This window comes from Janthinobacterium sp. PAMC25594 (genome assembly GCF_019443505.1).
Lineage (GTDB): Bacteria > Pseudomonadota > Gammaproteobacteria > Burkholderiales > Burkholderiaceae_D > Janthinobacterium.
Genome location: NZ_CP080377.1, coordinates 6,190,616 through 6,212,980 on the forward strand (window position 1 = coordinate 6,190,616; position 22,365 = coordinate 6,212,980).

The following is a 22,365-nucleotide window of genomic DNA, read 5'->3' on the forward strand; positions in this document are numbered from 1 at the left end:
AGAGAGGCAGTGTGATGACAGCAGCACAACACCCCACGGTCTGGCTGACGGGCTTGAGCGGCGCCGGCAAGACCAGCATCGCGCTGGCGCTGGCGCAAGCGCTGAAGGCGCAGGGCCGCGCCGTGGCGCTGCTCGACGGCGACCAGCTGCGCCATGGCCTGAACCGCGACCTGGGTTTTACGCCGCAAGACCGGCATGAAAACATCCGCCGCACGGCCGAAGTGGCGCGCCTGATGAACGGGGCGGGCTTGACCGTCATCGCCGCCTTCATTTCGCCGTACCGCGCCGACCGCGCCATGGCCGCCGACATCATCGGCGCGGCGTATTTCATCGAAGTCCATGTCAGCACGCCGCTGGCCGTGTGCGAGGCGCGCGATCCGAAAGGCCTGTATGCGCAGGCGCGCGCGGGGCAGATCGGGCAATTCACGGGCGTTTCCGCGCCTTACGAGGCGCCGCTGGCGGCCGCGCTGACCCTGGACGCGGGCACCCTGGCGCTGGACGAGTCGGTTGAGCGCATCTGCCGGCACCTGCGGCAGCGGCCATGACGACCTGGCGCAAACGCTTGCGCCGCCGCTTGCCCGCCAGCCTGAAGGCGCGCATGAGCGTGGTCGTCTTCCTGCTCGTGCTGGCGGCCGTCGCCTCGCTGGCGCTGGCCACCCTGAGCGTGGCCGAGCGCGGCATGCGCGACGTGACGGGACGCCAGCAGTATGTATCGCTGGCCAGCGCCGCCGTTTTCATCGATGAAGAACTCGACGCCAGGCGCAATGTGCTGCGCGCCATCGCCGACAGCCTGGCGGCCAGCGGCGCGCACGATGGCGCCGGCCTGCAGCGCTTCCTGGCTGCGCAAACGGTGCTGGGCAAGGAGTTTTATACGGCCGGCGTGGTGGCCGCCGATGGCTCCCTGCTGGCCAGCGTGGGCCCCTTCAAGCCGCAGGCGGGGATGAACCTGACAGGCCGCCCGTATTTCGACCAGACGCTGGCGACCCGGCGTTCGGTGATTTCCGCGCCGCTTAACGGCAGCATTTCCGGCATGCCCATCGTGGTGGTGACGCAGCCCGTGTTCGACGCGCAGGGCGCCGTGCGTTATGTGCTGGCGGCCAGCGTGAACCTGCGCCAGCCCGATTTCCTGGGGCGCCTGGGCGCGCTCAGGCCGGGCCCGGGCGGCTATCTGTACATCATGACGAATGAAGGCGTCATCGTCGAGCATCCCGACAAGTCGCGCATCATGCAGCATATCGACGCGCATGGCCCCATCAGCGAACCGACGCGGCGCGCCATGCAGGGCTTCGAGGGCTGGCTCACGGGCACCACCACGCAAGGCGTCGATGCCTTGTTCGCCTACCACCGCATTGCCGCCACGGGCTGGATACTGGCGTCCGTCTATCCCATGAGCGACGCGTTCGCGCCACTGCACGCCATCCGCAGCAAGATCCTGCTGGCCGCCGTGTTGCTGGCGGTGCTGGCGGGACTGGCCGGCTGGCGCGTGGTGCTGCGCCTGTTGCAGCCTTTGGAGCGCATGCGTCGCCAGGTGCACCAGATCCGCCGCCAGCGCCTGGGTATCGAGGCGCTGCAGATCGAGCGGCGCGATGAAATCGGCGACTTGAGCCGCGATTTCTACTCGCTGGTGGCCGAGCGCGAAATCGCCGAGGCGCAGACGCGCGACAGCGAACGGCGCCTGAAGCTGCTGACGGACCATGTCCCTGTGGTGATCGTCTACATCGACCGCGAGCATCGCTACCAGTTCATCAACGCCACGTTTGAAAAATGGTTCGGCCGGTCGCGCAAGGAAAGCATGATGCAGTCGATACGCGACGTGCTGGGCGAAGAAGCGTATCAATTGCGCGAAGCCTACCTGCGGCGCGCCTTCTCGGGCGAGGAGGTCGAATATGAATTCACCATCGACGGCGAGGGGGAGGCGGGCCGGCGTGCCTTCCAGACCAGCTATGTGCCCGATGTGGGCGAGAGCGGCGCGGTGGAAGGCGTGTATGGCCTGGTCCACGAAATCACCAAGACCAAGGCGGTGCATACGGCGCTGCAGTTTGCCGCCGCCACCGACACGCTGACGGGCATCGCCAACCGGCGCCGCTTCGACGAACAGCTGGCGCAAAGCATGCAGCGCACGCGGGCTGCGCGCGCGCCGATGGCGCTGGCCTATCTCGATATCGACCGTTTCAAGGCCATCAACGACAGCCTGGGACACAAAACGGGCGACGAGGTGCTGAAGGAATTCGCCGCGCGCCTGGTGCGCAGCGTGCGCGCCAGCGACATGGTGGCACGCCTGGCCGGCGATGAATTCGTGATCATTTTCGAAGGCGTGAACAGCGCGGCAGAAGTGGGCCAGATCGGCGCAAAGATCATTGACGCCATCCGCCAGCCGTTTGAGCTGGCCGGCGGCCCGCTGCCGGTGACGACCAGCGTCGGCATCGCCATCTTCCGCGAAGGCGCGCTGACGCCGGCGCAGCTGCTGGACCTGGCCGACCAGGCCCTGTATGCCGCCAAGGGGCAGGGCCGCGATGGCGTGGCGCTGCTTGAGGCTGCGCCGTAGCTATTACAGAGTGGCAGTCCAGTGGTCGAGCTGCCGCGTGGTGGCCGTGACGCCGCCGCAGACGATGACCAGCACATTGCGATAAGGCGCCAGTTCCGGCACCTTGCCGTAGACGGCGGCCAGCGCCGCGCCGCAGGCCGGCTCCACCACCAGGCGCTGGTCGCCAATGAAGCGCTGGCAGGCATCGACGGCGGCCTTGTCCGACACCACCACGCTGTGCAGCAGGCGCGTCTGGCTGATGGCGTAGGCTTGCGCGCACACCTGGCGCGCGGCCAGCGAAGTGGCGATGCTGCTCACGGCGGGCAGGGCCACGTGGTCGCGCGCGGCCACGGCGGCGGCCAGCGAGGCCGCGCCTTCGGTTTCCACGGCCACCAGGGCCACGTCGTCCCAGCCGTTGCGCTGCAAGCCTTCGGCCACGCCGGCCAGCAGGCCGCCGCCGCCCACCGACAGCACCACCGCGTCCGGTTTCAGGCCAGCGCTGGCCACTTCATCGATCATGCCCGCGTGGCCCTGCCACAGCAGCGGGTCGTCGAACGGATGCAAAAAAGCGTCTTGCGGCGTGAGCATGGATTGCGCCAGCGCGTTCGCCTCTTGCCAGGCGGCGCCGTGCACGATGACTTCGGCGCCTTCCTGGGCGATCAGGGCCCTGGCCCGCGCGCTGGTCGTTTCCGGCACCACGACGATGACGGGAATGCCCAGCTGGCGCCCCGCATAGGCGACGGCGATGCCGGCATTGCCGCCGGAAGAAGAGATGAAACGGCTGGCGCCGCGCCGCGCGTATTCTTCGCAGGCGAGGCCGATGCCGCGGATCTTGAAGGAGCCGGGCGGCTGCAAGGCTTCGAGCTTGAGCCAGATGGCGCGTTCGCTGTGCAGGCTCAGGGCGCGCGAGTTGAGCAGAGGGGTTTCGATGTGCAGGGCCATGCGTGTTCCTGGAAAACGGTCAGGCCAGCATCATAGCCGAAGCGCCCGTGCCACCATGCCACCCTTGCCGCAAGCCGCCTTAATTCAGGGGCGCGCTCTTGAGCTGATGCGTGCGCGCCACTTCCTTCATCGCCTCGAGCAGGTCGTCGCGCAGCTGGCGCGGTAGCTTGCCGAAGAATTCCTCGTCGTTCTGGTCGGCCATCTCGGCCAGCACGGGCACCAGCGCTTCGCCTTCCGTGGTCAGTTCGATCGAATGCTGGCGGCGGTCGGCCAGCAGGATGGACTTGCTGACCATGCCCTTGCTTTCCAGGCGGTCGATCAGCTTCGAGACGGCGCCCTTGCTCATGCCGGACACTTGCGCCAGCACCGTGGGCGAGGTGCAGCCCAGGCGGAACATTTCGCGCAGCACCACCCATTCGGACACCGTCACGCCGTTGGCTTCCGCTTTTTTCTGGAAGCTGTGGGAAACGTGGTTGGAGACGAAACGCAGCCAGTAGCCGAGATGGGCTTCCAGCTCGCTGACGGGAACGCTGTTGGAATGGGCGGCTTGCGGCGAGGCGGCCGTTTCAAAATTATGGCTCATTTCTTTTCCTTCACTGGGCGGCGTTACCGGCATGGTCAAGGCCTTCACGCTTGCTGTCGAGTGGTTTGTTGGGGAACAATCATCGTGCTTGAGGTAGTTTTAACACTGTTTTCACAGGAAATCACTGACCGGCAAAGAGTTTTTCCTCATTTCCTTGCTCTGGATAGATAAAAAGCAATATCAAGCGGGTAATCGTATTGCTGGAGAGGAAGATTAAAAAAATAACTCATGTTGTATCAATGGTAACATGAATTTTGCCGAATTGATAAATATTTCAACTGCAATGAATGTCGAATGACAGCGGCTTGTTGCCGGGCTATTCAGCTGAACCGTTCCACCAGAAAATCGACGAAACTGCGCAACTTGGGCGAGCGATAGCGGTCCGGCAGGTAGACCACGCTCAAGGGGCGGCTGGGCAGCGCATGCGTGGGGAATAGCTGGACCAGGCGGCCCGCTTGCACGTCCGTTTCCAGCAGGAATGCCGGTTGCAGCACGATGCCCATGCCATGCAATGCGGCGACGCGCAGCGCCTGGCCGTGGTTGACTTGCAATCGACCCGAGACGGGCACGCTGCAGACGTCGTCCTGCTGGCCCGTCAGGCGCCAGTGCGCCAGGGCGGCGGGCGAGAAGGACAGGCATTCGTGCTGGCTCAGGTCGGCCGGTTGGCGCGGCGTTCCCTTGCGCGCCAGGTAGTCGGGCGAGGCGCAGATCATCAGCCGGTAGGGCGCCAGCGGCCTGGCGATCAGCGACGATTCGGGCAGCTGGCCGATACGGATGGCGGCTTCGAAACCTTCCTCCACCAGGTCGACCACGCGGTCGCTCAGGACCACATCGATGCTCACTTCGGGATAGCGCTCCAGGTACGCGGCCATGGCGGGCATCAGCGCTTCCGCGCCGAAGGTGAGGGGCGCCGTGATGCGCAGCTTGCCGGCGGGCGCCAGTTGCAGGTTTTGCGCCTGGACGTCGGTTTTGCGCCTGGACGTCGGTTTCGGCCACCAGCCTGAGGATTTCCTTGCAGCGCGCGTAGTAATCCTCGCCGAAGGCGGTCAGGTGCTGGCGCCGGGTGGTGCGCTGGAGCAATTGCATGCCCAGGCGTTTTTCCAGCGTCCGCAGGTGGTTGCCGGCCATCGTCGCGGAGATCCCGCAGGCGGCCGCGGCAGCGCTCAGGCTGCCTTTTTCCACGGCCAGTACGTACACCTTCATGCTGTCGAGCAAATCCATTGGCAATCCTCGGTGTTAAATCATTGAATCAAACCATAGTTTATCTATTAATGATTTTAAATGACACTGCTGTTTGTTCCGCCAGCGCGCGGCCACCCTGACACATTGCCCGAGAACAGACCATGCAATCCATCCAACTGACCGCTCCTTCCCTCACCGCGTTTCGCCCGACCGAGCTGCCCGAGCCGCAGGCCGGCCGGGGCGAGGTGCTGCTGCGCCTGCGCGCCGCCACGCTGAACTTCCTCGATGTGGCCATTGCGACGGGCAACTTTGCCGGCGCGGCCTTTCCGCTGATCCCCGTCGCCGACGGCGCGGGCGAAGTGGCGGCGCTGGGCGAAGGCGTCAGCGGCCTGGCCGTGGGCGACCGCGTCATCCCCCATTTCATGCCGCACTGGCAGGGCGGCGCCATCACGCCGCACAATGTCGGCGCGATGCGCGGCGTCACCTTGCCGGGCTCGCTGGCCGAGTACGTGGCCGTCCCCGCCGCCAGCCTGGTCGCCTTGCCGGCTCACCTCGATTTCGTCCAGGGCGCGGCGCTGCCCATCGCGGCGACGACGGCCTGGAATGCCGTGCGTTCCGCGCCAGTGCGCCCCGGATCCGTGGTGTTGCTGTTGGGAACGGGCGGCGTCAGCCTGTTTGCCTTGCAGTTCGCCAAGGCGTCGGGCGCCACGGTGATCCTGGCGTCGTCCAGCGATGAAAAACTGGAACGTGCGCGCCAGCTGGGCGCCGATTACCTGATCAACTACCGGGCCACGCCCGCCTGGGACGCCGAAGTGCTGAAACTGACCGGCGGGCGGGGCGCCGACCTGGTGGTCGAGACCGTGGGTGGCGCCACCATCGTGCGCTCGCTCAACGCGGCGGCGGTGGGCGGCACGGTCTTCACGGTGGGCTTTGTCGGCGGCACGGCCGCCAGCATCGATTTGCTGCCCGTCATCGTCAAGGCCTTGCGCATCGTCGGCAACAACACCGGTTGCGTGGCCGACCTGGCGCAGGCGGTCCAGGCCATCGGCGCGCATGGCATCGTGCCCGTCATCGACCGCGTGTTCAGCCTCGACGACACGGCCGAAGCGTATGCGCAGCTGGCTGCCGGCGGTCGCCACTTCGGCAAGCTTGCCATCGTGCACTGAGCCGGGGAGGCCAGGTCTTGCCCGGTGATGCTGACTGTCACGGCCAGTGGGAGAGTCGCCGTCAGGTGGCCACGTGCACTTTCACGTTGGCATCGCGCAAGACCTGGGCAAAGCGGGCCGGCGGCGGCGCATCCGTAAACAAGATATCGATTTGCGCCAGATCGGCCAGGCGCACCAGCGCCTTGCGGCCGAATTTATGCTGGTCAGCCACCAGCCACACTTCGCGCGACTGCTCGATGATGGCTTGCGCCACCTTCACTTCGCGCGCATCGAAGTCGCGCAGGCTGCCGTCTTCGTCGATGCTGGAAATGCCGATGATGCCGATGTCGACCTTGAACTGGCGGATGAAGTCGATGGTGGCTTCGCCCACGATGCCACGGTCGCGTCCGCGCACCACGCCGCCGGCCACGATGACTTCGCAGGCGGCGTTGTCGGCCAGGATGGCGGCCACGTTCAGGTTGTTCGTCACCACGTGCAAGCCCGTGTGCTGTCCCAGCGCGCGCGCCACTTCTTCGGTGGTGGTGCCGATATTGATCAGGAGCGAACAGCCATGCGGCACTTGCGCCGCCACGGCGGCGGCGATGCGCCGCTTGGCGTCGCTGTTGAAGACCTGGCGCTGGCTGTAATCGATGTTTTCCACGGACGAGGGCAAGCCCACGCCGCCGTGATAGCGGGCCAGCAGGCGCGCTTCTTCCATCTGCTTGACGTCGCGCCGCACGGTTTGCGGCGTGACGTCGAGTTGCTGGGCCAACTCCTCGACCGACATGGTGACTTTCTGGCGCACCACTTCAAGCAAGCGGCGCTGGCGGGGATTCAAATTCATGGGCGTGTCTCTTTAAAATTGCATAAGCGAACAAAATCGAACAAATGTGGGTGAAAACATGTTGCTATGAGTTCGATTTATGACGTAATCTTATCCATATTGCATTCGTATGACATCCGTATTGATCTTAACCACAGTCGCCGGGTGTGCCTAGTCTTTCTTGGTCGCTTGTCCTTGATAACGATGGAGTCCCGATGGCCTCAATGCAGCAGGGAATCGACGCAGTGCCGGAGCCGGCGATGGCATGCGACGTACTGGTGGTGGGCGGCGGCATCAACGGCGCCGGCATCGCGCGCGACGCGGCGGGCCGGGGCTTGTCCGTGGTGCTGTGCGAAAAAGACGACCTCGCCGCCCACACCTCGTCCGCGTCCACCAAGCTGATACACGGCGGCCTGCGCTACCTTGAATACTATGAATTCGGCCTCGTGCGCAAGGCGCTGATCGAGCGCGAAGTGCTGCTGCGCTCGGCGCCGCACATCATGTGGCCCTTGCGTTTCGTCATGCCGCACGCCAAGGGCCAGCGCCCCGCCTGGCTGATACGCGCCGGCCTGTTCCTCTACGACATGCTGGCGAAGCGCGAAATCCTGCCCGCCTCGCGCGGCATCGACCTGACGCGCCACGCGGCAGGACAACCGTTACAACCCCGGTTCAAGCGCGGCTTCGTGTATTCCGACGGCTGGGTCGACGATGCGCGCCTGGTGGTGCTGAACGCCATCGACGCGGCGGACAAGGGCGCGACCATCCTGACGCAGACGCGCTGCACGGCCTTGCGGCGCGACGGCGCGGCTGCGGACGCTTCCTGGCTGGCCACCTTGCGGCAAGGCGACGGGCGCGAACTGGCCGTGCGCGCGCGCAGCGTCGTCAATGCGGCAGGGCCGTGGACGGCCGAGTTCCTGCAACAGGCGGCGCCCGGCGGACAGGGCCGGCATTTGCGTTTGATCAAGGGCAGCCATATCGTGGTCAGGCGCTTGTTTGAGCATGATCATGCCTACATCTTCCAGCATCCCGATGGACGCATCGTGTTTGCCATTCCGTATGAGCATGATTTCACCCTGATCGGCACCACCGACCTCGACTACCAGGGCGAGCGCGGCAAGGTGGAAATCGATGACGCGGAAATCCGTTACTTGTGCGAGCTTTCCAGTTACTATTTCAGCAAGCCCGTCAATCCTGCCGACGTGGTCTGGACGTATGCGGGCGTGCGCCCGCTGGTGGAAGACGCGGCGGCCGACGCCAAGGCCGTCACGCGCGATTACCGCTTCGAGCTGGACCGGGAAGGCGCGCCGCTGCTGAGTATCTTCGGCGGCAAGATCACCACGTTTCGCAAGCTGGCCGAGGAAGCGCTGGATTTGCTCGAACCGTTGCTGGTGCCCGAGCCAGGCAAGAGGCGGCGGGCCTGGACGGAACAGGCTTGTCTGCCCGGCGGCGACGTGTTCGGCAGCACGCCGCAGAACCGCTCCGTGCGCGAGTTCGGCCAGTTCGTGCAAGGCTTGCAGCGCGACTATGCGTGGCTGCCGGCGCCGCTGGTGGCGCGCTATGCACGCGCCTACGGCACGCGCATCCACGTGCTGCTGGCCGGGCGGACAGACGTGGCGGCCATGGGCGAGGCAATCGCCGCCGGCCTGTACGCCGCGGAAGTCGATTATGTTCGGCGCCATGAATGGGCCGTCAGCGCGGCCGACATCCTGTGGCGGCGCTCCAAGCTGGGCCTGCACCTGCCGCGCGAGACGGCATCCCGGCTTGATTTCTGGCTGTCGCAGCACCCGTTGTCGTCGTAAGCGGAATACGTAGGCGACCGCGCCCCGCAGAGGGTGCGGCGAAGAACAGGAAACCATCACTGGGGAGACGCGCGTGCAACTGGTACTGGACAAGATCAGCAGGAAGCAGGGGGCTGACGATTATTTGTATCCGATGTCGCTGGCGCTGGTGCCGGGCGCCATCAACGTCTTGCTGGGCACCACGCGTGCCGGCAAGACGACCCTGATGCGCGTGATGGCGGGCCTGGACAAGCCCAGCGGGGGCACCGTCACGGCCGACGGCGTCGACGTGACGGGCGTGCCCGTCAGCCGCCGCAACCTGGCCATGGTGTACCAGCAATTCATCAACTATCCGGCTTTTACCGTCTACGACAATATCGCTTCGCCCTTGCGCTTGCGCAAGGTGCCGGAGGAGCAGATCCGGACTAAAGTGCTGGCGCTGGCCGAGCGCCTGCATATCACGCCGTATTTGCAGCGCACGCCGGGCGAACTGTCGGGCGGCCAGCAGCAGCGCACGGCGCTGGGGCGCGCGCTGATCAAGGATGCCTCGCTGCTGCTGCTCGACGAGCCATTGGTGAACCTCGACTACAAACTGCGCGAGGAATTGCGCCGCGAATTGACGGAACTGTTTTCCAGCGGCGGCACGACGGTCGTGTACGCCACCACGGAACCGCTGGAAGCGCTGCAGCTGGGCGGCCACGTGGCCGTGCTGCACGAGGGACGCCTGCTGCAGCAGGGGCCGACCCTGGACGTCTTCAACGCGCCCAATTCCATCGATGTGGCGCGCACCTTCAGCGACCCACCGATCAACCTGATTCCCGCGCGCGTCGATGCGCAGGGCGTGGCGCGGGCGGCGGACGGCCTGGCGATTCACCTGAGCGGCGAGCAGCGTGCCCGCCTGGCGGGCCGCAAGGACGTGATCCTCGGCGTGCGCGCGCACAGCCTGCATCTGTCTCCCCAGTCCGAGGGCGACGTGGCCATCGCGGCGACGGTGGACCTGGCCGAAATCAGCGGCTCGGAAACCTATGTGCATGCGCGCCGCGGCGAACTGGCCCTGGTGGCGCAACTCGGTGGCGTGCACAACCTGGAGATCGGCAGCGCCTGCACCGTGTATTGCCAGCCGCATGCCTTGCTGATCTTCGCCGACGATGGCGGGCTATTGTTCGCCCCTGTGCAAGGAGGAGTGTGACATGGCGCGCATCGAACTGCTCGACCTGGCCCACGCCTACAAACCGAACCCGACGTCCCCCGCCGACTATGCGCTGCGGCCCATGAGCATGGCGTGGCATGACGGCGGCGCGTATGCCTTGCTGGGGCCGTCCGGCTGCGGCAAGACGACCTTGCTCAATATTATCTCCGGCCTGGTGAAACCGTCGCATGGCAAGGTGCTGTTCGACGGCAAGGACGTGACGCAGCTGCCCACGGAAGCACGCAATATCGCGCAAGTGTTCCAGTTCCCCGTCATCTACGACACCATGACCGTGCACGACAACCTGGCGTTTCCGCTGCGCAATCGCGGCTGGAAAGAGAGCGAGGTGAAAAAGCGCGTGCAGCAGGTGGCGCAGATGCTGGAACTGACGGGCGACCTGAAGCTGCGCGCCAGCGGCTTGTCCGTGGACGCCAAGCAAAAGATTTCGCTGGGACGGGGGCTCGTGCGCCCGGACGTGGCGGCCGTGCTGTTCGATGAACCGCTGACGGTGATCGACCCGCATTTGAAATGGCTGCTGCGCAGAAAACTCAAGGAAATTCATCACGAATTGAAGTTATCGTTGATCTACGTCACGCACGACCAGGTGGAAGCCTTGACCTTTGCCGACCAGGTGGTCGTCATGACGCAGGGCGAAGTGGTGCAGACGGGTAGCGCGCAAGCGCTGTTTGAGGAACCCGAGCACACGTTTGTCGGCTATTTCATCGGCAATCCGGGCATGAACTTGCTCGATTGCACTCTGGACGATGGCGGGGCGAGGGTGGCGGGCCAGCCGCTGGCCGTGTCCGCCGCCACCCGCGCGGCCCTGGCTGGCGCGCAAGGGAAAATCACGCTGGGCGTGCGGCCGGAATTCGTCGAATGCCTGCCGGCGGGCGCGGGTGGCGAACATTGCCTGGACGCCACGGTGAAGGCCGTGCGCAACATGGGTACGCATTACCTGGCGGAATTCCAGCTGGGTGGCGCGACGGTGGCGGCCAAGCTGCGCGCCATCGACGCCGTCGCGGGGAATGCCGTGCGGCTGCGCTTTCCGCCGCAACGCACCTTGTTCTATGTCAACGATAAGCGGGTGGCCTGATGATACATAACGGTAAAACCGATAATAACCGCCGCGCCTGGCTATTGATCCTGCCCGTGGTGCTGTGCGTGGCTTTTTCCGCCATCCTGCCCCTGATGACCGTGGTGAACTATTCCGTGCAAGATATCCTGAGTCCCACGCAAAAGGTATTCGTCGGCACCGAATGGTTCCGCATGGTCATGCTCGACGGCGACTTGCACAGCGCCTTGCTGCGCCAGCTGCTGTTTTCCGGCTCCGTGCTGGCGATCCAGATTCCGCTGGGTATTTTGATCGCCCTGTGCATGCCGGCCGATGGCTGGAAGGCGTCGCTGGCCCTGGTGCTGATCGCGCTGCCCTTGCTGATACCCTGGAACGTGGTGGGCACCATCTGGCAAATCTTTGGCCGCGGCGACATCGGCCTGATGGGCTACACCCTGAACCAATTGGGTTTTGATTACAATTACAACGGCAACTCGCTCGACGCGTGGCTGACGGTGATGGTGATGGATATCTGGCACTGGACGCCGCTGGTGGTGCTGCTGTGCTATGCGGGCTTGCGCGCCATTCCCGACGCGTATTACCAGGCGGCGCGCATCGACGGCGCCTCGCGCCTGGCCGTGTTCCGCTACATCCAGCTGCCGAAACTGCGCAATGTGCTGATGATCGCCGTCTTGCTGCGCTTCATGGACAGTTTCATGATCTACACGGAACCGTTCGTGCTGACAGGTGGCGGTCCCGGCAATGCCACCACCTTTTTGTCGCAATACCTGACGCAAAAGGCCGTCGGCCAGTTCGACCTGGGGCCGGCTTCGGCGTTCTCCCTGATCTATTTCCTGATCATCCTGCTGTTCTGCTTTGTGCTGTACACGTGGATGCAGCGCGTCGGCACGGGAGACCAGAAATGATGCACAAGAAAATCAGTGCCACCATCCTGATCGTCTTCCTGCTGGGTTCATTGCTGCCCATTTACTGGATGCTCAATATGTCGCTCAAGACCAACGAGGAAATCGTGGGGGTCTTGAGCTTGTGGCCCCAGCAATTGACGTTTGCCAACTACAAGACCATCTTTACGGACCCATCGTGGTACAGCGGCTACCTCAATTCCATGATCTACGTGGCGCTGAACATGGTGATGTCGGTCACGGTGGCCTTGCCGGCCGCGTATGCCTTTTCCCGCTACAACTTTGTCGGAGATAAACATTTATTCTTCTGGCTCTTGACCAACCGCATGACGCCGCCCGCCGTTTTCCTTGTACCGTTCTTCCAGCTGTATTCGACGGTGGGCCTGATGGATACGCATCTGGCCGTGGCGCTGGCGCACATGGTCTTCAACGTGCCGCTGGCCGTGTGGATTTTGGAAGGTTTCATGTCCGGCGTGCCGAAGGAAATCGACGAGACGGCGTATATCGACGGCTACAGCTTTCCCCGCTTCTTCCTCCGCATCTTCTTGCCGATGATCAAGTCGGGCGTGGGCGTGACGGCCTTCTTCTGTTTCATGTTCAGCTGGGTGGAATTGCTGCTGGCGCGCACCTTGACGTCCGTCAACGCCAAGCCCATCGCCGCCACCATGACGCGCACGGTGTCGGCGGCCGGCATGGACTGGGGCGTGCTGGCGGCGGCGGGCGTGCTGACCATCGTGCCCGGCGCGCTGGTGATCTGGTTCGTGCGGCATTACATCGCCAAGGGTTTCGCGATGGGGAGGGTCTGACATGGAAAACAATACCGATAGCACAGCGAGCCTGTTCGGCTGGATGGCGTGGACGCCGGAAGTAGCCATTTTTTTCATTTGCATCGGCTTGATGCTCGCTGGCATGACGGTGTGGCAAATCCGCTCGCCCAGCATAGCGCGCAAGGGTTTTTTGCCCATGCCCACCACGCGCGGCGACCGCCTGTTCATCGGCTTGCTCACGGCGGCGTATGTCAACCTGGCCTGGGCGGGGTTTACGGAGATGCAGCAGGCGATCGGGGCCGCGATCAGTTTTGTTTTACTGCTAATTGTAATGCGTTGGGGATGACCGGCTTGCCGGTGTTGATGGAGGCCGTGCCGCCAGCAGGCGGCCGGTAAAAACGATAAGGAGATTCACGATGAAATTGAAGTTCACGGTCTTCGCGGCGGTGGCCATGCTCGTGTCGAATGCGGCCCTGGCCGACGCCAAACAGGCGCAAACCTGGATCGACAAGGAATTCCAGCCATCGAGCCTGAGCAAGCAGCAGCAACTGGCTGAAATGAAATGGTTCATCGATGCGGCGGCCAAGCTGAAAGCTAAGGGCATCAAGGAAATTTCCGTGGTCTCGGAAACCATCGACACCCACGTCTACGAATCGAAGACCCTGGCCAAGGCGTTCGAGGAAATCACGGGCATCAAGGTGCGCCACGACATCATCCAGGAAGGCGACGTGGTGGAAAAGCTGCAAACGTCGATGCAGTCCGGCAAGAGCATCTATGACGGCTGGATTTCCGATTCCGACCTGATCGGCACGCATTACCGCTATGGCGCCGTGGAACCGCTGTCCGACTACATGGCCGCCAAGGGCAAGGAATTCACCAATCCCGGCCTGGACTTGAAAGATTTCATCGGCATCAGCTTTACCACGGCGCCCGATGGCAAGGTGTACCAGTTGCCCGACCAGCAATTCGCCAACCTGTACTGGTTCCGCGCCGATTGGTTCGCGCGCAAGGATTTGCAAGCCAAGTTCAAGGCCAAGTATGGCTACGAGCTGGGCGTGCCGCAAAACTGGTCCGCGTATGAAGATATCGCCGATTTCTTCACGAATGACGTGAAGGAACTGGATGGCAAGAAAGTCTATGGCCACATGGATTACGGCAAGAAAGATCCATCCCTGGGCTGGCGCTTCACCGATGCCTGGCTGTCGATGGCCGGCGCGGCCGACAAGGGCATCCCGAATGGCTTGCCCGTCGACGAGTGGGGTATCAAGGTGGCAGCCGACAAGTGCACGCCCGTGGGCGCGTCCGTTTCACGCGGCGGCGCCACCAATTCCCCGGCGGCTGTGTATGCGCTGACGAAATACATCGACTGGATGAAGAAGTACGCGCCGCCGCAGGCGAACGGCATGAATTTCTCGGAAGCGGGCCCCGTGCCGGCGCAGGGAGAAATCGCCCAGCAAATCTTCTGGTACACGGCATTTACGGCCGGCATGACGAAGCCGGGCTTGCCAGTGGTCAACAAGGACGGCACGCCGAAATGGCGCATGGCGCCGTCGCCGCACGGCCCGTACTGGAAAGAGGGCATGCAGAACGGCTACCAGGACGTGGGTTCCTGGTTCCTGTTCAAGTCCACGCCGGACGACCGCAAGGCCGCCGCCTGGCTGTACGCGCAATTCGTCACCTCGAAAACCGTGTCGCTGAAGAAATCCATCGTCGGCCTGACTTTCATCCGCGATTCCGACATCCGCCACGATTATTTCACGAAGCACGCCAACGAATACGGCGGCTTGATCGAGTTCTACCGCAGCCCAGCCCGCGTGGCGTGGACGCCGACGGGCAACAACGTGCCCGACTATCCGAAGCTGGCGCAGCTGTGGTGGAAGAACGTGGCCACGGCCATCACGGCGGAAAAAACGCCGCAAGCCGCCATGGATAACCTGGCCGAGGAAATGGACCAGGTCATGGCGCGCCTGCAGCGGGCCGGCATGAAGGCGTGCGCGCCCAAGCTCAATCCGAAAGGCGACCCGAACCAGTATCTGTCGGACCAGCATGCTCCATGGAAAAAGCTGGCGAATGAAAAGCCGAAGGGTGAAACGATTGCCTACGATAAATTATTGCAGGCTTGGAAAGAAGGCAAGGTAAGGTAAACTGCTTGCGCTGTCCCGGGGCACGGGCGCTTGTCCGTGCCCTTTTTTCACTGTATAGCCGTAGTAGCGACCATGACCAAATACATACTTGCTTTAGATCAGGGCACCACCAGTTCGCGCGCCATCCTGTTCGACCATGCGGGCCGGCCGCACGCCAGCGCGCAGCGCGAATTTCGCCAGATTTTCCCCCAGCCGGGCTGGGTCGAGCATGACGCGAATGAAATCTGGGCCTCGCAAGAGGGCGTGCTGCGCCAGGTGCTGCGCGACAGCGGTGTTTCGGTTTCCGACGTGGCTGCCATCGGCGTGACCAACCAGCGCGAAACGACGGTGCTGTGGGATCGCGCCACGGGCGAGCCCGTCGCCAACGCCATCGTCTGGCAAGACCGGAGAAATGCCGCCTATTGCGAGCAACTGGTGGAACAGGGCAAGGCGGACTTGATCCAGCAAAAGACGGGACTCGTGCTGGACGCCTATTTTTCCGCGACCAAACTCAAATGGCTGCTCGACAACGTGCCCGGCGCCCGCGCGCGCGCCGAGCGGGGAGCGCTGGCCTTCGGCACCATCGACAGCTGGCTGATCTACAAGATGAGCGGCGCCCACTTGACGGACACGAGCAACGCGGCGCGCACCATGCTGTTCAATATCCACACCCTGCAGTGGGACACGGATCTGCTGGCGCTGCTCGACATTCCCGCCTCGCTGCTGCCCGACGTCGTGCCATCGAGCGGCGTGGCCGCGCACACGCGCGTGGACTTGCTGGGCGTGTCCGTGCCGATCGCCGGCATCGCGGGCGACCAGCAGGCGGCCACCTTTGGCCAGGTGTGTCTGAAGCCGGGCATGGCGAAAAATACCTACGGTACGGGCTGCTTCATGCTGATGAACGTGGGCAAGCGCCCCTTGCCATCGAAAAACCGGCTGTTGACGACGGTGGGCTGGAGCCTGGGTGCGGATGCCAAGCAAACCGATTATTTGCTCGAAGGCAGCGCCTTCATCGCGGGCGCGGCCGTGCAGTGGATGCGCGATGGGCTGGGCATCATCCGCGACTCGTCCGAAGTGGAAGCGCTGGCCACCAGCGTGCCCGATTCGGGCGGCCTGGTCTTCGTGCCCGCGTTCGCGGGACTCGGCGCGCCGTACTGGGACCCGTATGCGCGCGGCACCCTGATCGGCATCACGCGCGGCACGGGCAAGGCGCACATCGCGCGCGCGGCATTGGAGGGCGTGGCTTACCAGAACGTGGACGTGCTGTCCGCCATGCAGGACGACGCGGGCATCGCCTTGAGCGAGCTGCGCGTGGACGGCGGCGCGGCCCGCAACGACATGCTGATGCAGTTCCAGGCCGACATTCTGAACGTGCCCGTGGTGCGCCCCGTGGTGACGGAAACGACGGCCCTGGGCGCCGCCTACCTGGCGGGCCTGGCCGTGGGCTTCTGGGCCTCGCAAGAAGAAATCGCCGCCCAGTGGCAGGTGGGGCGCCGTTTCGAACCGGCCATGGCGGCCGACGAACGCCTGACGCGGCTGCACAAGTGGCAGCGCGCCGTGGAACGTTCGCGCGACTGGAGCGAGTAAGAACATCTGACCAAACCTACTGCGCGTCGCGCTTTGCGGCCTGCGATGCTCACCACCTCGGCGGCCCCGTGCTAAGCACGGTTGCGCTTCTTAGCCACAAATCACTGCCGCTCGCTACGGTTTTGTCAGACGTTGTAAGAACCGGGATCAATGGCGCATGAAATACACGGCATAGCCCACCGTTTCGCGCGGCACGGAATACAGGTCGCGCAGCTCGAAGTAGGGCGCGTGCACCTGGCCGCTGACGGTGATGCCGGCCCGCTCCAAAGCCAGCCGGAAGCGGGGCACGTGAAAATATTGCGTGGCGACCATGGCTGACTTCCAGCCGTGCGCGCGCATCAATGCCGCTGCATTGCGGGCCGTGGCGTCCGTGGTCCAGCCTTGATGATCCTCAATGATGGCGCTGGCAGGCACGCCGCGCTTGAGCAGATAGCGGGCCATCGATGCGGCCTCGTCGAAGCCTTCCTTGCCCGTGGCTCCGCTGACGAGGATGCGCGGTGCCAGTCCAGCCTGGAATTGCGTCAGCGCCGCATCGAGCCGCGCCTTCAGCCGGGGGCTGGGCGTGCCGTCGGGCAGGATCGTATTGCCGGGCACGACGATCACGTCGGCGGGCGCCAGCTTGTCGTTGAGCCCCGCCAGTACCAGCGCTGTCGTGGCCAGCAGGAAAACAGCAAGAGCGCTCAAGCTCAAGAGTATGATTTTTCGCATTGTTGATGGTGAAACTTGTAGTGGAGGCATCATACGCGCTCACTCCTGCAAGTGTCAGTTCTGCAGGCTCGGTGAATAGCCAGGTAAAGCTACAACCTAGCTCAGCGGGACAATCCTGGCATTCACATCGGCGTGCTCGCGCAACAGATACAGCAAAGCTGAGCCGTCTATCAGTTCAATCGGTTTATTGGATGAAAAGGCATAGGCGTCGGGACCATAACGACTGGTCGTGACCAATATGCCTTTGCTCGCGCCTTCGTTCAACATGGTTCCATACAGATCGCGAACGGCGCTCACGCCAACCGCATCCTTATATCGCTTGGCTTGAATGACTACCTTGCCACCCAACACGGGACGGATATCAAACGCTACAGCGTCAACACCGCCGTCGCGGGAACTGCGGGTGAGTTTGGTTTCGAGTCCCATTTTGCTGAACAAATTGGCGACCAGGACTTCAAATTGGGTTGGGCTTAGTTCAAGCAGGTTTGAGCGATTTTCCAACTCGTTCAAGGCATCGTCCTGCACAATGAAACGCTTGTCGACCATATTGAATTCGATGATCGGCCTGACCGCCAGCAGTTCCTCGGGACGGGATGAAACATGGGCGCCCAAAGTACGCAGGCATGCGACGGGATCCGCCCGCTGCAAATTAATGGCAATAAACGTGTCACGCGCCGCACGCACCGAAATGACGGGTACTCGGATGTCATGGCCCGTCGCGGGGTCATGGGTATCAATAATTCCCGTAAAGGCGAGTACTTTGATTGCTGATGCCTGATCCGCTTCAAACAGTTCATGCATGGTGCGCAGGGCGATTTCAGCGATCAGCTGCCGGTAAATGTCCTGAATTTCCGATGGCTTGCGGATCTTTGATTCGATGCTGTCCTTGCTTTTGACGTAGCGAAATTCGCTTGTCGTGGGCACGATGGAAATCAAGGGTAACTCATATTCGACAGCCAGTGTGTCAGTCAAATCGTCGTAGGCGACGCGAAATTCCTGGGGAAAGTCGTTCAGTGGGTATTCTGATCTGGATAGCACCATGTCGCAATAGGTGACCACGGCATCGCGGTCGTGTGAGAAATACTCTGTCTTGAACTGATCAATTGCACTATTTCGTTCGGCCTGGCCAGCATAGAAGGCCATTTTTCGTGCATCGTATTCACGGCGTTCCTGATCCTTGAAAAAGTTCTTGGCGATTTCCTGGATGCTGAAAGCGATTAACTGCCTGTGGTAGTTTTCTTCTGATTTTTTTACTTTAAGTTCATGGCGCTTTGCGATATGGGGCATGAGTGCTGACCATGAAGGAGGCGGGTGATGCAGAACTTCGTCTGGAGCGGAGGTACTGAATAAACGGGGAGATATTTCAAACGGGGCAAATTTTTCTGTTGGCCGAAGACTGTCGAAACTAATCGTATCGTCAACATCAAGGGTGTGGGCCAGCACTCCGCGCAAACCAGCGAGGCAATCCTCAATCTCTTCATTCATGTCAGCGACCTCCTGCTGCCTTAAATCCAGATAGTCGATCTTTGCCTGCTTTTCTGCCGCCTTTGTATCGCGCATCGATTGCGCAGCAGCCATGCGTTCGTTGCGTTCATGAACCCGCCGTATCGTGGCTGCGCCTCGTGCTTGCCTTGCTTGCTCCCTCTCGGCAGCTGCGATAGCTCTGCTCGTGGCACGGATGAAACCTTCCAATCCAGAGCGTCGGCCCATGTCATATTCCTAGTTGATTGTGATGATAATAGAATACCGCAAGAAAATTTTTATCCGGATAATAAATTGATATTCCAGCCGGTTCTGCCGATCCACGGCTGCAGCGATAATGGCTGGTGGGATCAGATGGCCCTCGTCGTCGGCCGCTGCGACGCCGATGACTGGCATCGGCGCTTTTAATCTCCGTACTCAGGCGGCGCCAGCCGCTTGTCGCGCGCGCTGGTTCGACAGATAGATATTGTCCTTTTCCAACGGCTTGCCATCGCGCACGGCGTCGAGCCACGCTTGCGTGCTGGCGACGGCGGCGAAATTCGAGTGGAACACGGTACTGAAGACGCGGTGGATTTCCTCGGCGCTGGCCATGCCGCCCGCATTCGCGTAGGGCAGGGTGCCGCTGGCGTCCTGCAGGAATTCGACTTGCAAGCCGTCGTGCGCGGCGTGGTAGATGGTGGCGGCGTCGCAGTTGTGCGTCATGTAGCCGGTCACCGTCAGGGTATCGATACTGTGGTTTTCCAGCCAGGCGCGCAAGTCCGTGCCCGCAAACGCGCTGCCCATGCTTTTGTTGATGCGGTGGTCGGCGGCAAACGCGGCCACTTGCGGATGCAACTGCCAGCCGTCGCTGCCTTTTGCAAAGATGGGGGAAGCTTCCGGCGCATCGTGCTGGACGACGATCACGGGCATGCCGGCGGCGCGGGCGGCGGCCATGGCGGTGACGATGTTCGGCAGGGAAATCTCGACGGACGGATATTCGATGGGCATGTCGCCCGTGAAGTATTCATTTTGTACATCGATGACGAGCAGGGCGCGGCGTGGTGCGGTAGTGTTGGACATGCGTGACTCCTGAATGGTTGAAAGAGGAAGGACTTCCCCGATACAGCCATTTTCAAGCCGCGCGGCACAAACAAAAAGTGGCCCGAAGGCCTATCTACGATAAAATCGGGCCATGCCTACTATTCCTTCTTCTTCCCCCTTGAGCGTGGCCGTGATCGCCTTCGACGGCATGATGCCATTTCACTTGTCCGTGCCTTGCCTCGTGTTTGGCGCCCAGACGGACGAGGCCGACCTGCCGCCTTTCCACGTGCGCGTCTGTGCGGCCGATCCCGCGCCCTTGCGCACGGCGGCCGGCTTTTCCATCACGCCCGAGTGTGGACTGGAAGGGCTGGAGGGCGCCGATATCGTCATCATGCCGGCCTGGCACGACGATTGCCGCGATGCCGCGCCGTCCCTGGTCGCGGCGCTGCAGGCGACCAGCGGGCGCGGCGCGCGCATGGTGGGCCTGTGCCTGGGCGCGTTTCCCCTGGCGCAGGCGGGCTTGTTGGATGGCAAGCGCGCCGCCACGCACTGGGGCATGGCCGAGCGCCTCGCGGCCCGCTATCCGAAGGTCAGGGTGGACCGGGAAGTGCTGTACGTGGACGATGGCGGCGTGCTGACGTCGGCCGGCGTGGCGGCCGGTCTCGATTGCTGCCTGTACCTGCTGCGCCAGCTGGCCGGCGCCGAGGTGGCCAACCGCGTGGCGCGCCGGCTGCTGGTGGCGCCGCACCGCCAGGGCGGACAGGCGCAGTTCATCGAGCGCCCGCTGCCCGTGTCCGGCAGCGAAGGGCGCTTTGCCGAGGTGCTGGCTGGCGTGACGGCCAGGCTGGACCAGGCACACAGCATCGACGCGCTGGCCGAACGGGCCGCCATGAGCCGGCGCAATTTTACGCGCCACTTCCGCCAGGCCATGGGCACGTCGTTCAAGCAATGGCTGCTGAACCAGCGTCTTGCGCATGCGCAAGGCATGCTGGAAAAAAGCGCGGCCTCGATCGATGTTGTGGCGCAAGAGGCCGGTTTCGGCACGGCCCTGTCGCTGCGCCAGCATTTCCGCGCCAGCTTGCAGACGTCGCCGTCGGCGTACCGCAAGCTGTTCCGCGAGAAACAGGCGTGCGTGGAGCGCTGAGATCAACGCGCATGGCTTGTGACGCCAGCCAGTTCCTCTGGTTCCCATACGCGGTAGCTGGTTTTTCCTTCCGGTGAATCGAGTGTAATCATCGTCTGCGCTTGCCCGCCGAACTGGCTGAAGCTGGTTTTTGTCGCCGCGTAGGCGGGTACCAGGGTGACGAGATTACGCACCAGCAAGCCAAAGTGCCGTGTCGCGTGCTCGATGACGACAATGCGCGCCGTTGGCGCACCCTGGGGGCCGAGCGCGATCAATGGCAGCGTGCGTCCTTGCCAGGTAAAGCTGCCAGACGGCGCGGCCGGGTCGTCGGGCGAGGGGGCGTGCATGTCGGCAGGCAGGGACACGATGGTGACGATGGCGGCCATCGGCAATGCCAGTTCTTCGCCCGCATCGCAGACGATGTAGGCATCGCTGCTGCGCCTGTCTTGCGCCAGCGCCTGCACTTGCGCGCGCGTTTCCCGCGATGTTTGTGGACATAGCGCCAGCAAGGCCGCGTCATCGAGCAGCAGTTGTGGCGGGCCGGATTCCGCCGTGATGGTGGCGGCCACCAGTGGGTGGCTGCAAGGCCCGTCCGTCCCGTGCAGGAGCTGGCTGCAATCGATGTCGCGCACGGCCAGCGTCTTGTCGATGCGTAGCCCCAGGCAGAGGCCGTCGCGTTCCAGCACCGCCAGCAGGGGCGGCGGCGTTGGCGGTACCGGCAAGGCACCGCTGAAAACGGCGCCATTGAGGACATACACCTGGCGACCGCGCCAGCCGGCTACCCCGGCCAATGGTCCATTCCAGCCGAATGCCGTGTCCATTGGCGGGCAGGGCAGGACTTCGGCCACCAGCGTCGAGGGCAGTGCCAGCACGCGTCCTGCCAGTTCGAACAGGGCCAGCGATATGGCAGGGCCGGTGCGGGCCAGGTCGGGTGGCGCATCGACCCCTGCTTGCATATCCGCCGTGCGGGTCCAGGCTTGTGCCCGCAGCATCAGGCGCTGCGGCTCCAGCAAGTTCAGCAGTTCATCATCGCCAGTGGGGCGCGCGACGTAACGGAAGAAGTGGTCAGGTTCGTCGTCGTGGTACACCTGCTCAATGTGCTCAGGATGAATCTTCTGCGCGCTGGAGACGGCATCGACGGCGAGCCCGGCCAGGAGGCCGTCCGTCACCAGCAACAGCACGTAAGCGCAGGGCGTATCGGCCGCCATGTGGAGCCAGGGGCGCAAGTCGATCAGGGGAATCAGCTGGCCCTGATGCGAGAAAACGCCGGCCAGGGCACCTGTCGCGCCTGGCACGGGAAGCACGCCGGCGGGACGCGCCAGCGCCTGGCGTACACAGGAAGATGCAATGCCCACCTGCAGCGCGCCTATCCTTACCCGCACGTAATCCTGTGCCGCCGCTACCGGGGCCGCCAT

General features: G+C 63.3%; 20 protein-coding genes and 1 pseudogene. 12 read left to right on the top strand and 9 right to left on the bottom strand.

Features of this window, described 5'->3' with window-relative positions:
- The first annotated feature begins 14 nt into the window (after positions 1-14).
- Positions 15-545 (top strand): adenylyl-sulfate kinase, encoded by a 531-nt coding sequence (gene cysC / locus KY494_RS27735; RefSeq protein ID WP_219134575.1) that lies wholly within the window; start codon positions 15-17, stop codon positions 543-545.
- Positions 542-2,545 carry a diguanylate cyclase domain-containing protein gene (locus KY494_RS27740; protein ID WP_219889040.1) on the top strand — a complete coding sequence of 668 codons (2,004 nt, stop codon included), beginning with the start codon at positions 542-544 and terminating at the stop codon, positions 2,543-2,545. Before cysC ends, KY494_RS27740 begins: the two co-directional genes overlap by 4 nt.
- Before the next feature lie 3 nt (positions 2,546-2,548).
- Here KY494_RS27740 and KY494_RS27745 read toward each other — a convergent pair whose 3' ends face one another.
- From KY494_RS27745 to KY494_RS30080, 4 genes and pseudogenes are all read right to left on the bottom strand, one after another.
- Entirely contained in the window at positions 2,549-3,466 is a 918-nt protein-coding gene (locus KY494_RS27745) for a pyridoxal-phosphate dependent enzyme (protein ID WP_219889042.1), read from the bottom strand.
- A gap of 79 nt (positions 3,467-3,545) precedes the next feature.
- Positions 3,546-4,049 (bottom strand): MarR family winged helix-turn-helix transcriptional regulator, encoded by a 504-nt coding sequence (locus tag KY494_RS27750; protein WP_219889044.1) that lies wholly within the window; start codon positions 4,047-4,049, stop codon positions 3,546-3,548.
- Between the two features lie 320 nt (positions 4,050-4,369).
- Positions 4,370-4,930 (bottom strand): LysR substrate-binding domain-containing protein, encoded by a 561-nt coding sequence (locus KY494_RS30075; protein WP_308836405.1) that lies wholly within the window; start codon positions 4,928-4,930, stop codon positions 4,370-4,372.
- Between the two features lie 211 nt (positions 4,931-5,141).
- A pseudogene (locus KY494_RS30080) lies at positions 5,142-5,270 on the bottom strand (LysR family transcriptional regulator); the annotation flags it as partial.
- Between the two features lie 122 nt (positions 5,271-5,392).
- Between KY494_RS30080 and KY494_RS27760 the strand changes: the two are divergent.
- Positions 5,393-6,397: an NAD(P)-dependent alcohol dehydrogenase gene (locus KY494_RS27760; RefSeq protein WP_219889046.1), complete on the top strand. Its 1,005-nt coding sequence runs from the start codon at positions 5,393-5,395 to the stop codon at positions 6,395-6,397.
- Between the two features lie 61 nt (positions 6,398-6,458).
- On the opposite strand, the gene KY494_RS27765 is transcribed toward KY494_RS27760, so the two are convergent.
- A complete protein-coding gene (locus KY494_RS27765; RefSeq protein WP_219134581.1) occupies positions 6,459-7,220 on the bottom strand; it encodes a DeoR/GlpR family DNA-binding transcription regulator in 762 nt (253 codons plus the stop codon).
- 194 nt (positions 7,221-7,414) lie between these two features.
- Between KY494_RS27765 and glpD the strand changes: the two genes are divergently transcribed.
- The 8 genes from glpD (at position 7,415) to glpK (ending at position 16,617) form a co-directional block, all read left to right on the top strand.
- Positions 7,415-8,998, top strand: a complete 1,584-nt coding sequence (gene glpD, locus KY494_RS27770) for a glycerol-3-phosphate dehydrogenase (RefSeq protein WP_375143429.1) — start codon at positions 7,415-7,417, stop codon at positions 8,996-8,998.
- A gap of 73 nt (positions 8,999-9,071) precedes the next feature.
- On the top strand, positions 9,072-10,166 hold the full coding sequence (locus KY494_RS27775) for an ABC transporter ATP-binding protein (RefSeq protein WP_219889048.1): 1,095 nt from the start codon (positions 9,072-9,074) through the stop codon (positions 10,164-10,166).
- A gap of 1 nt (position 10,167) precedes the next feature.
- On the top strand, positions 10,168-11,259 hold the full coding sequence (locus KY494_RS27780; protein ID WP_219889050.1) for an ABC transporter ATP-binding protein: 1,092 nt from the start codon (positions 10,168-10,170) through the stop codon (positions 11,257-11,259).
- Positions 11,259-12,143 carry a carbohydrate ABC transporter permease gene (locus KY494_RS27785; RefSeq protein WP_219889052.1) on the top strand — a complete coding sequence of 295 codons (885 nt, stop codon included), beginning with the start codon at positions 11,259-11,261 and terminating at the stop codon, positions 12,141-12,143. Before KY494_RS27780 ends, KY494_RS27785 begins: the two co-directional genes overlap by 1 nt.
- Positions 12,140-12,946 (top strand): carbohydrate ABC transporter permease, encoded by an 807-nt coding sequence (locus KY494_RS27790; RefSeq protein ID WP_374197281.1) that lies wholly within the window; start codon positions 12,140-12,142, stop codon positions 12,944-12,946. Before KY494_RS27785 ends, KY494_RS27790 begins: the two co-directional genes overlap by 4 nt.
- Before the next feature lie 31 nt (positions 12,947-12,977).
- Complete coding sequence (locus KY494_RS27795; protein ID WP_219134716.1) at positions 12,978-13,253, top strand: DUF2160 domain-containing protein; 276 nt, start codon at positions 12,978-12,980, stop codon at positions 13,251-13,253.
- Positions 13,254-13,323: 70 nt separating this feature from the next.
- Positions 13,324-15,051, top strand: coding sequence for an ABC transporter substrate-binding protein (locus KY494_RS27800; protein WP_219889056.1), 1,728 nt, complete (start codon positions 13,324-13,326; stop codon positions 15,049-15,051).
- 72 nt (positions 15,052-15,123) lie between these two features.
- Entirely contained in the window at positions 15,124-16,617 is a 1,494-nt protein-coding gene (gene glpK / locus KY494_RS27805) for a glycerol kinase GlpK (RefSeq protein WP_219889058.1), read from the top strand.
- Between the two features lie 147 nt (positions 16,618-16,764).
- Here glpK and KY494_RS27810 read toward each other — a convergent pair whose 3' ends face one another.
- The 3 genes from KY494_RS27810 to KY494_RS27820 all read right to left on the bottom strand — a co-directional run bounded on the left by KY494_RS27810 (position 16,765) and on the right by KY494_RS27820 (position 19,866).
- Positions 16,765-17,307 (bottom strand): YdcF family protein, encoded by a 543-nt coding sequence (locus KY494_RS27810; protein ID WP_258194513.1) that lies wholly within the window; start codon positions 17,305-17,307, stop codon positions 16,765-16,767.
- A gap of 114 nt (positions 17,308-17,421) precedes the next feature.
- Positions 17,422-19,035 carry a restriction endonuclease gene (locus tag KY494_RS27815; RefSeq protein ID WP_219889065.1) on the bottom strand — a complete coding sequence of 538 codons (1,614 nt, stop codon included), beginning with the start codon at positions 19,033-19,035 and terminating at the stop codon, positions 17,422-17,424.
- Between the two features lie 189 nt (positions 19,036-19,224).
- Positions 19,225-19,866: a cysteine hydrolase family protein gene (locus tag KY494_RS27820; protein ID WP_219889067.1), complete on the bottom strand. Its 642-nt coding sequence runs from the start codon at positions 19,864-19,866 to the stop codon at positions 19,225-19,227.
- Positions 19,867-19,978: 112 nt separating this feature from the next.
- Between KY494_RS27820 and KY494_RS27825 the strand changes: the two genes are divergently transcribed.
- Entirely contained in the window at positions 19,979-20,971 is a 993-nt protein-coding gene (locus tag KY494_RS27825; protein ID WP_219889069.1) for a GlxA family transcriptional regulator, read from the top strand.
- Positions 20,972-20,973: 2 nt separating this feature from the next.
- Here the strand turns inward: KY494_RS27825 and KY494_RS27830 are convergent, their stop codons facing one another.
- On the bottom strand, positions 20,974-22,365 hold the full coding sequence (locus KY494_RS27830) for a chemotaxis protein CheW (RefSeq protein WP_219889071.1): 1,392 nt from the start codon (positions 22,363-22,365) through the stop codon (positions 20,974-20,976).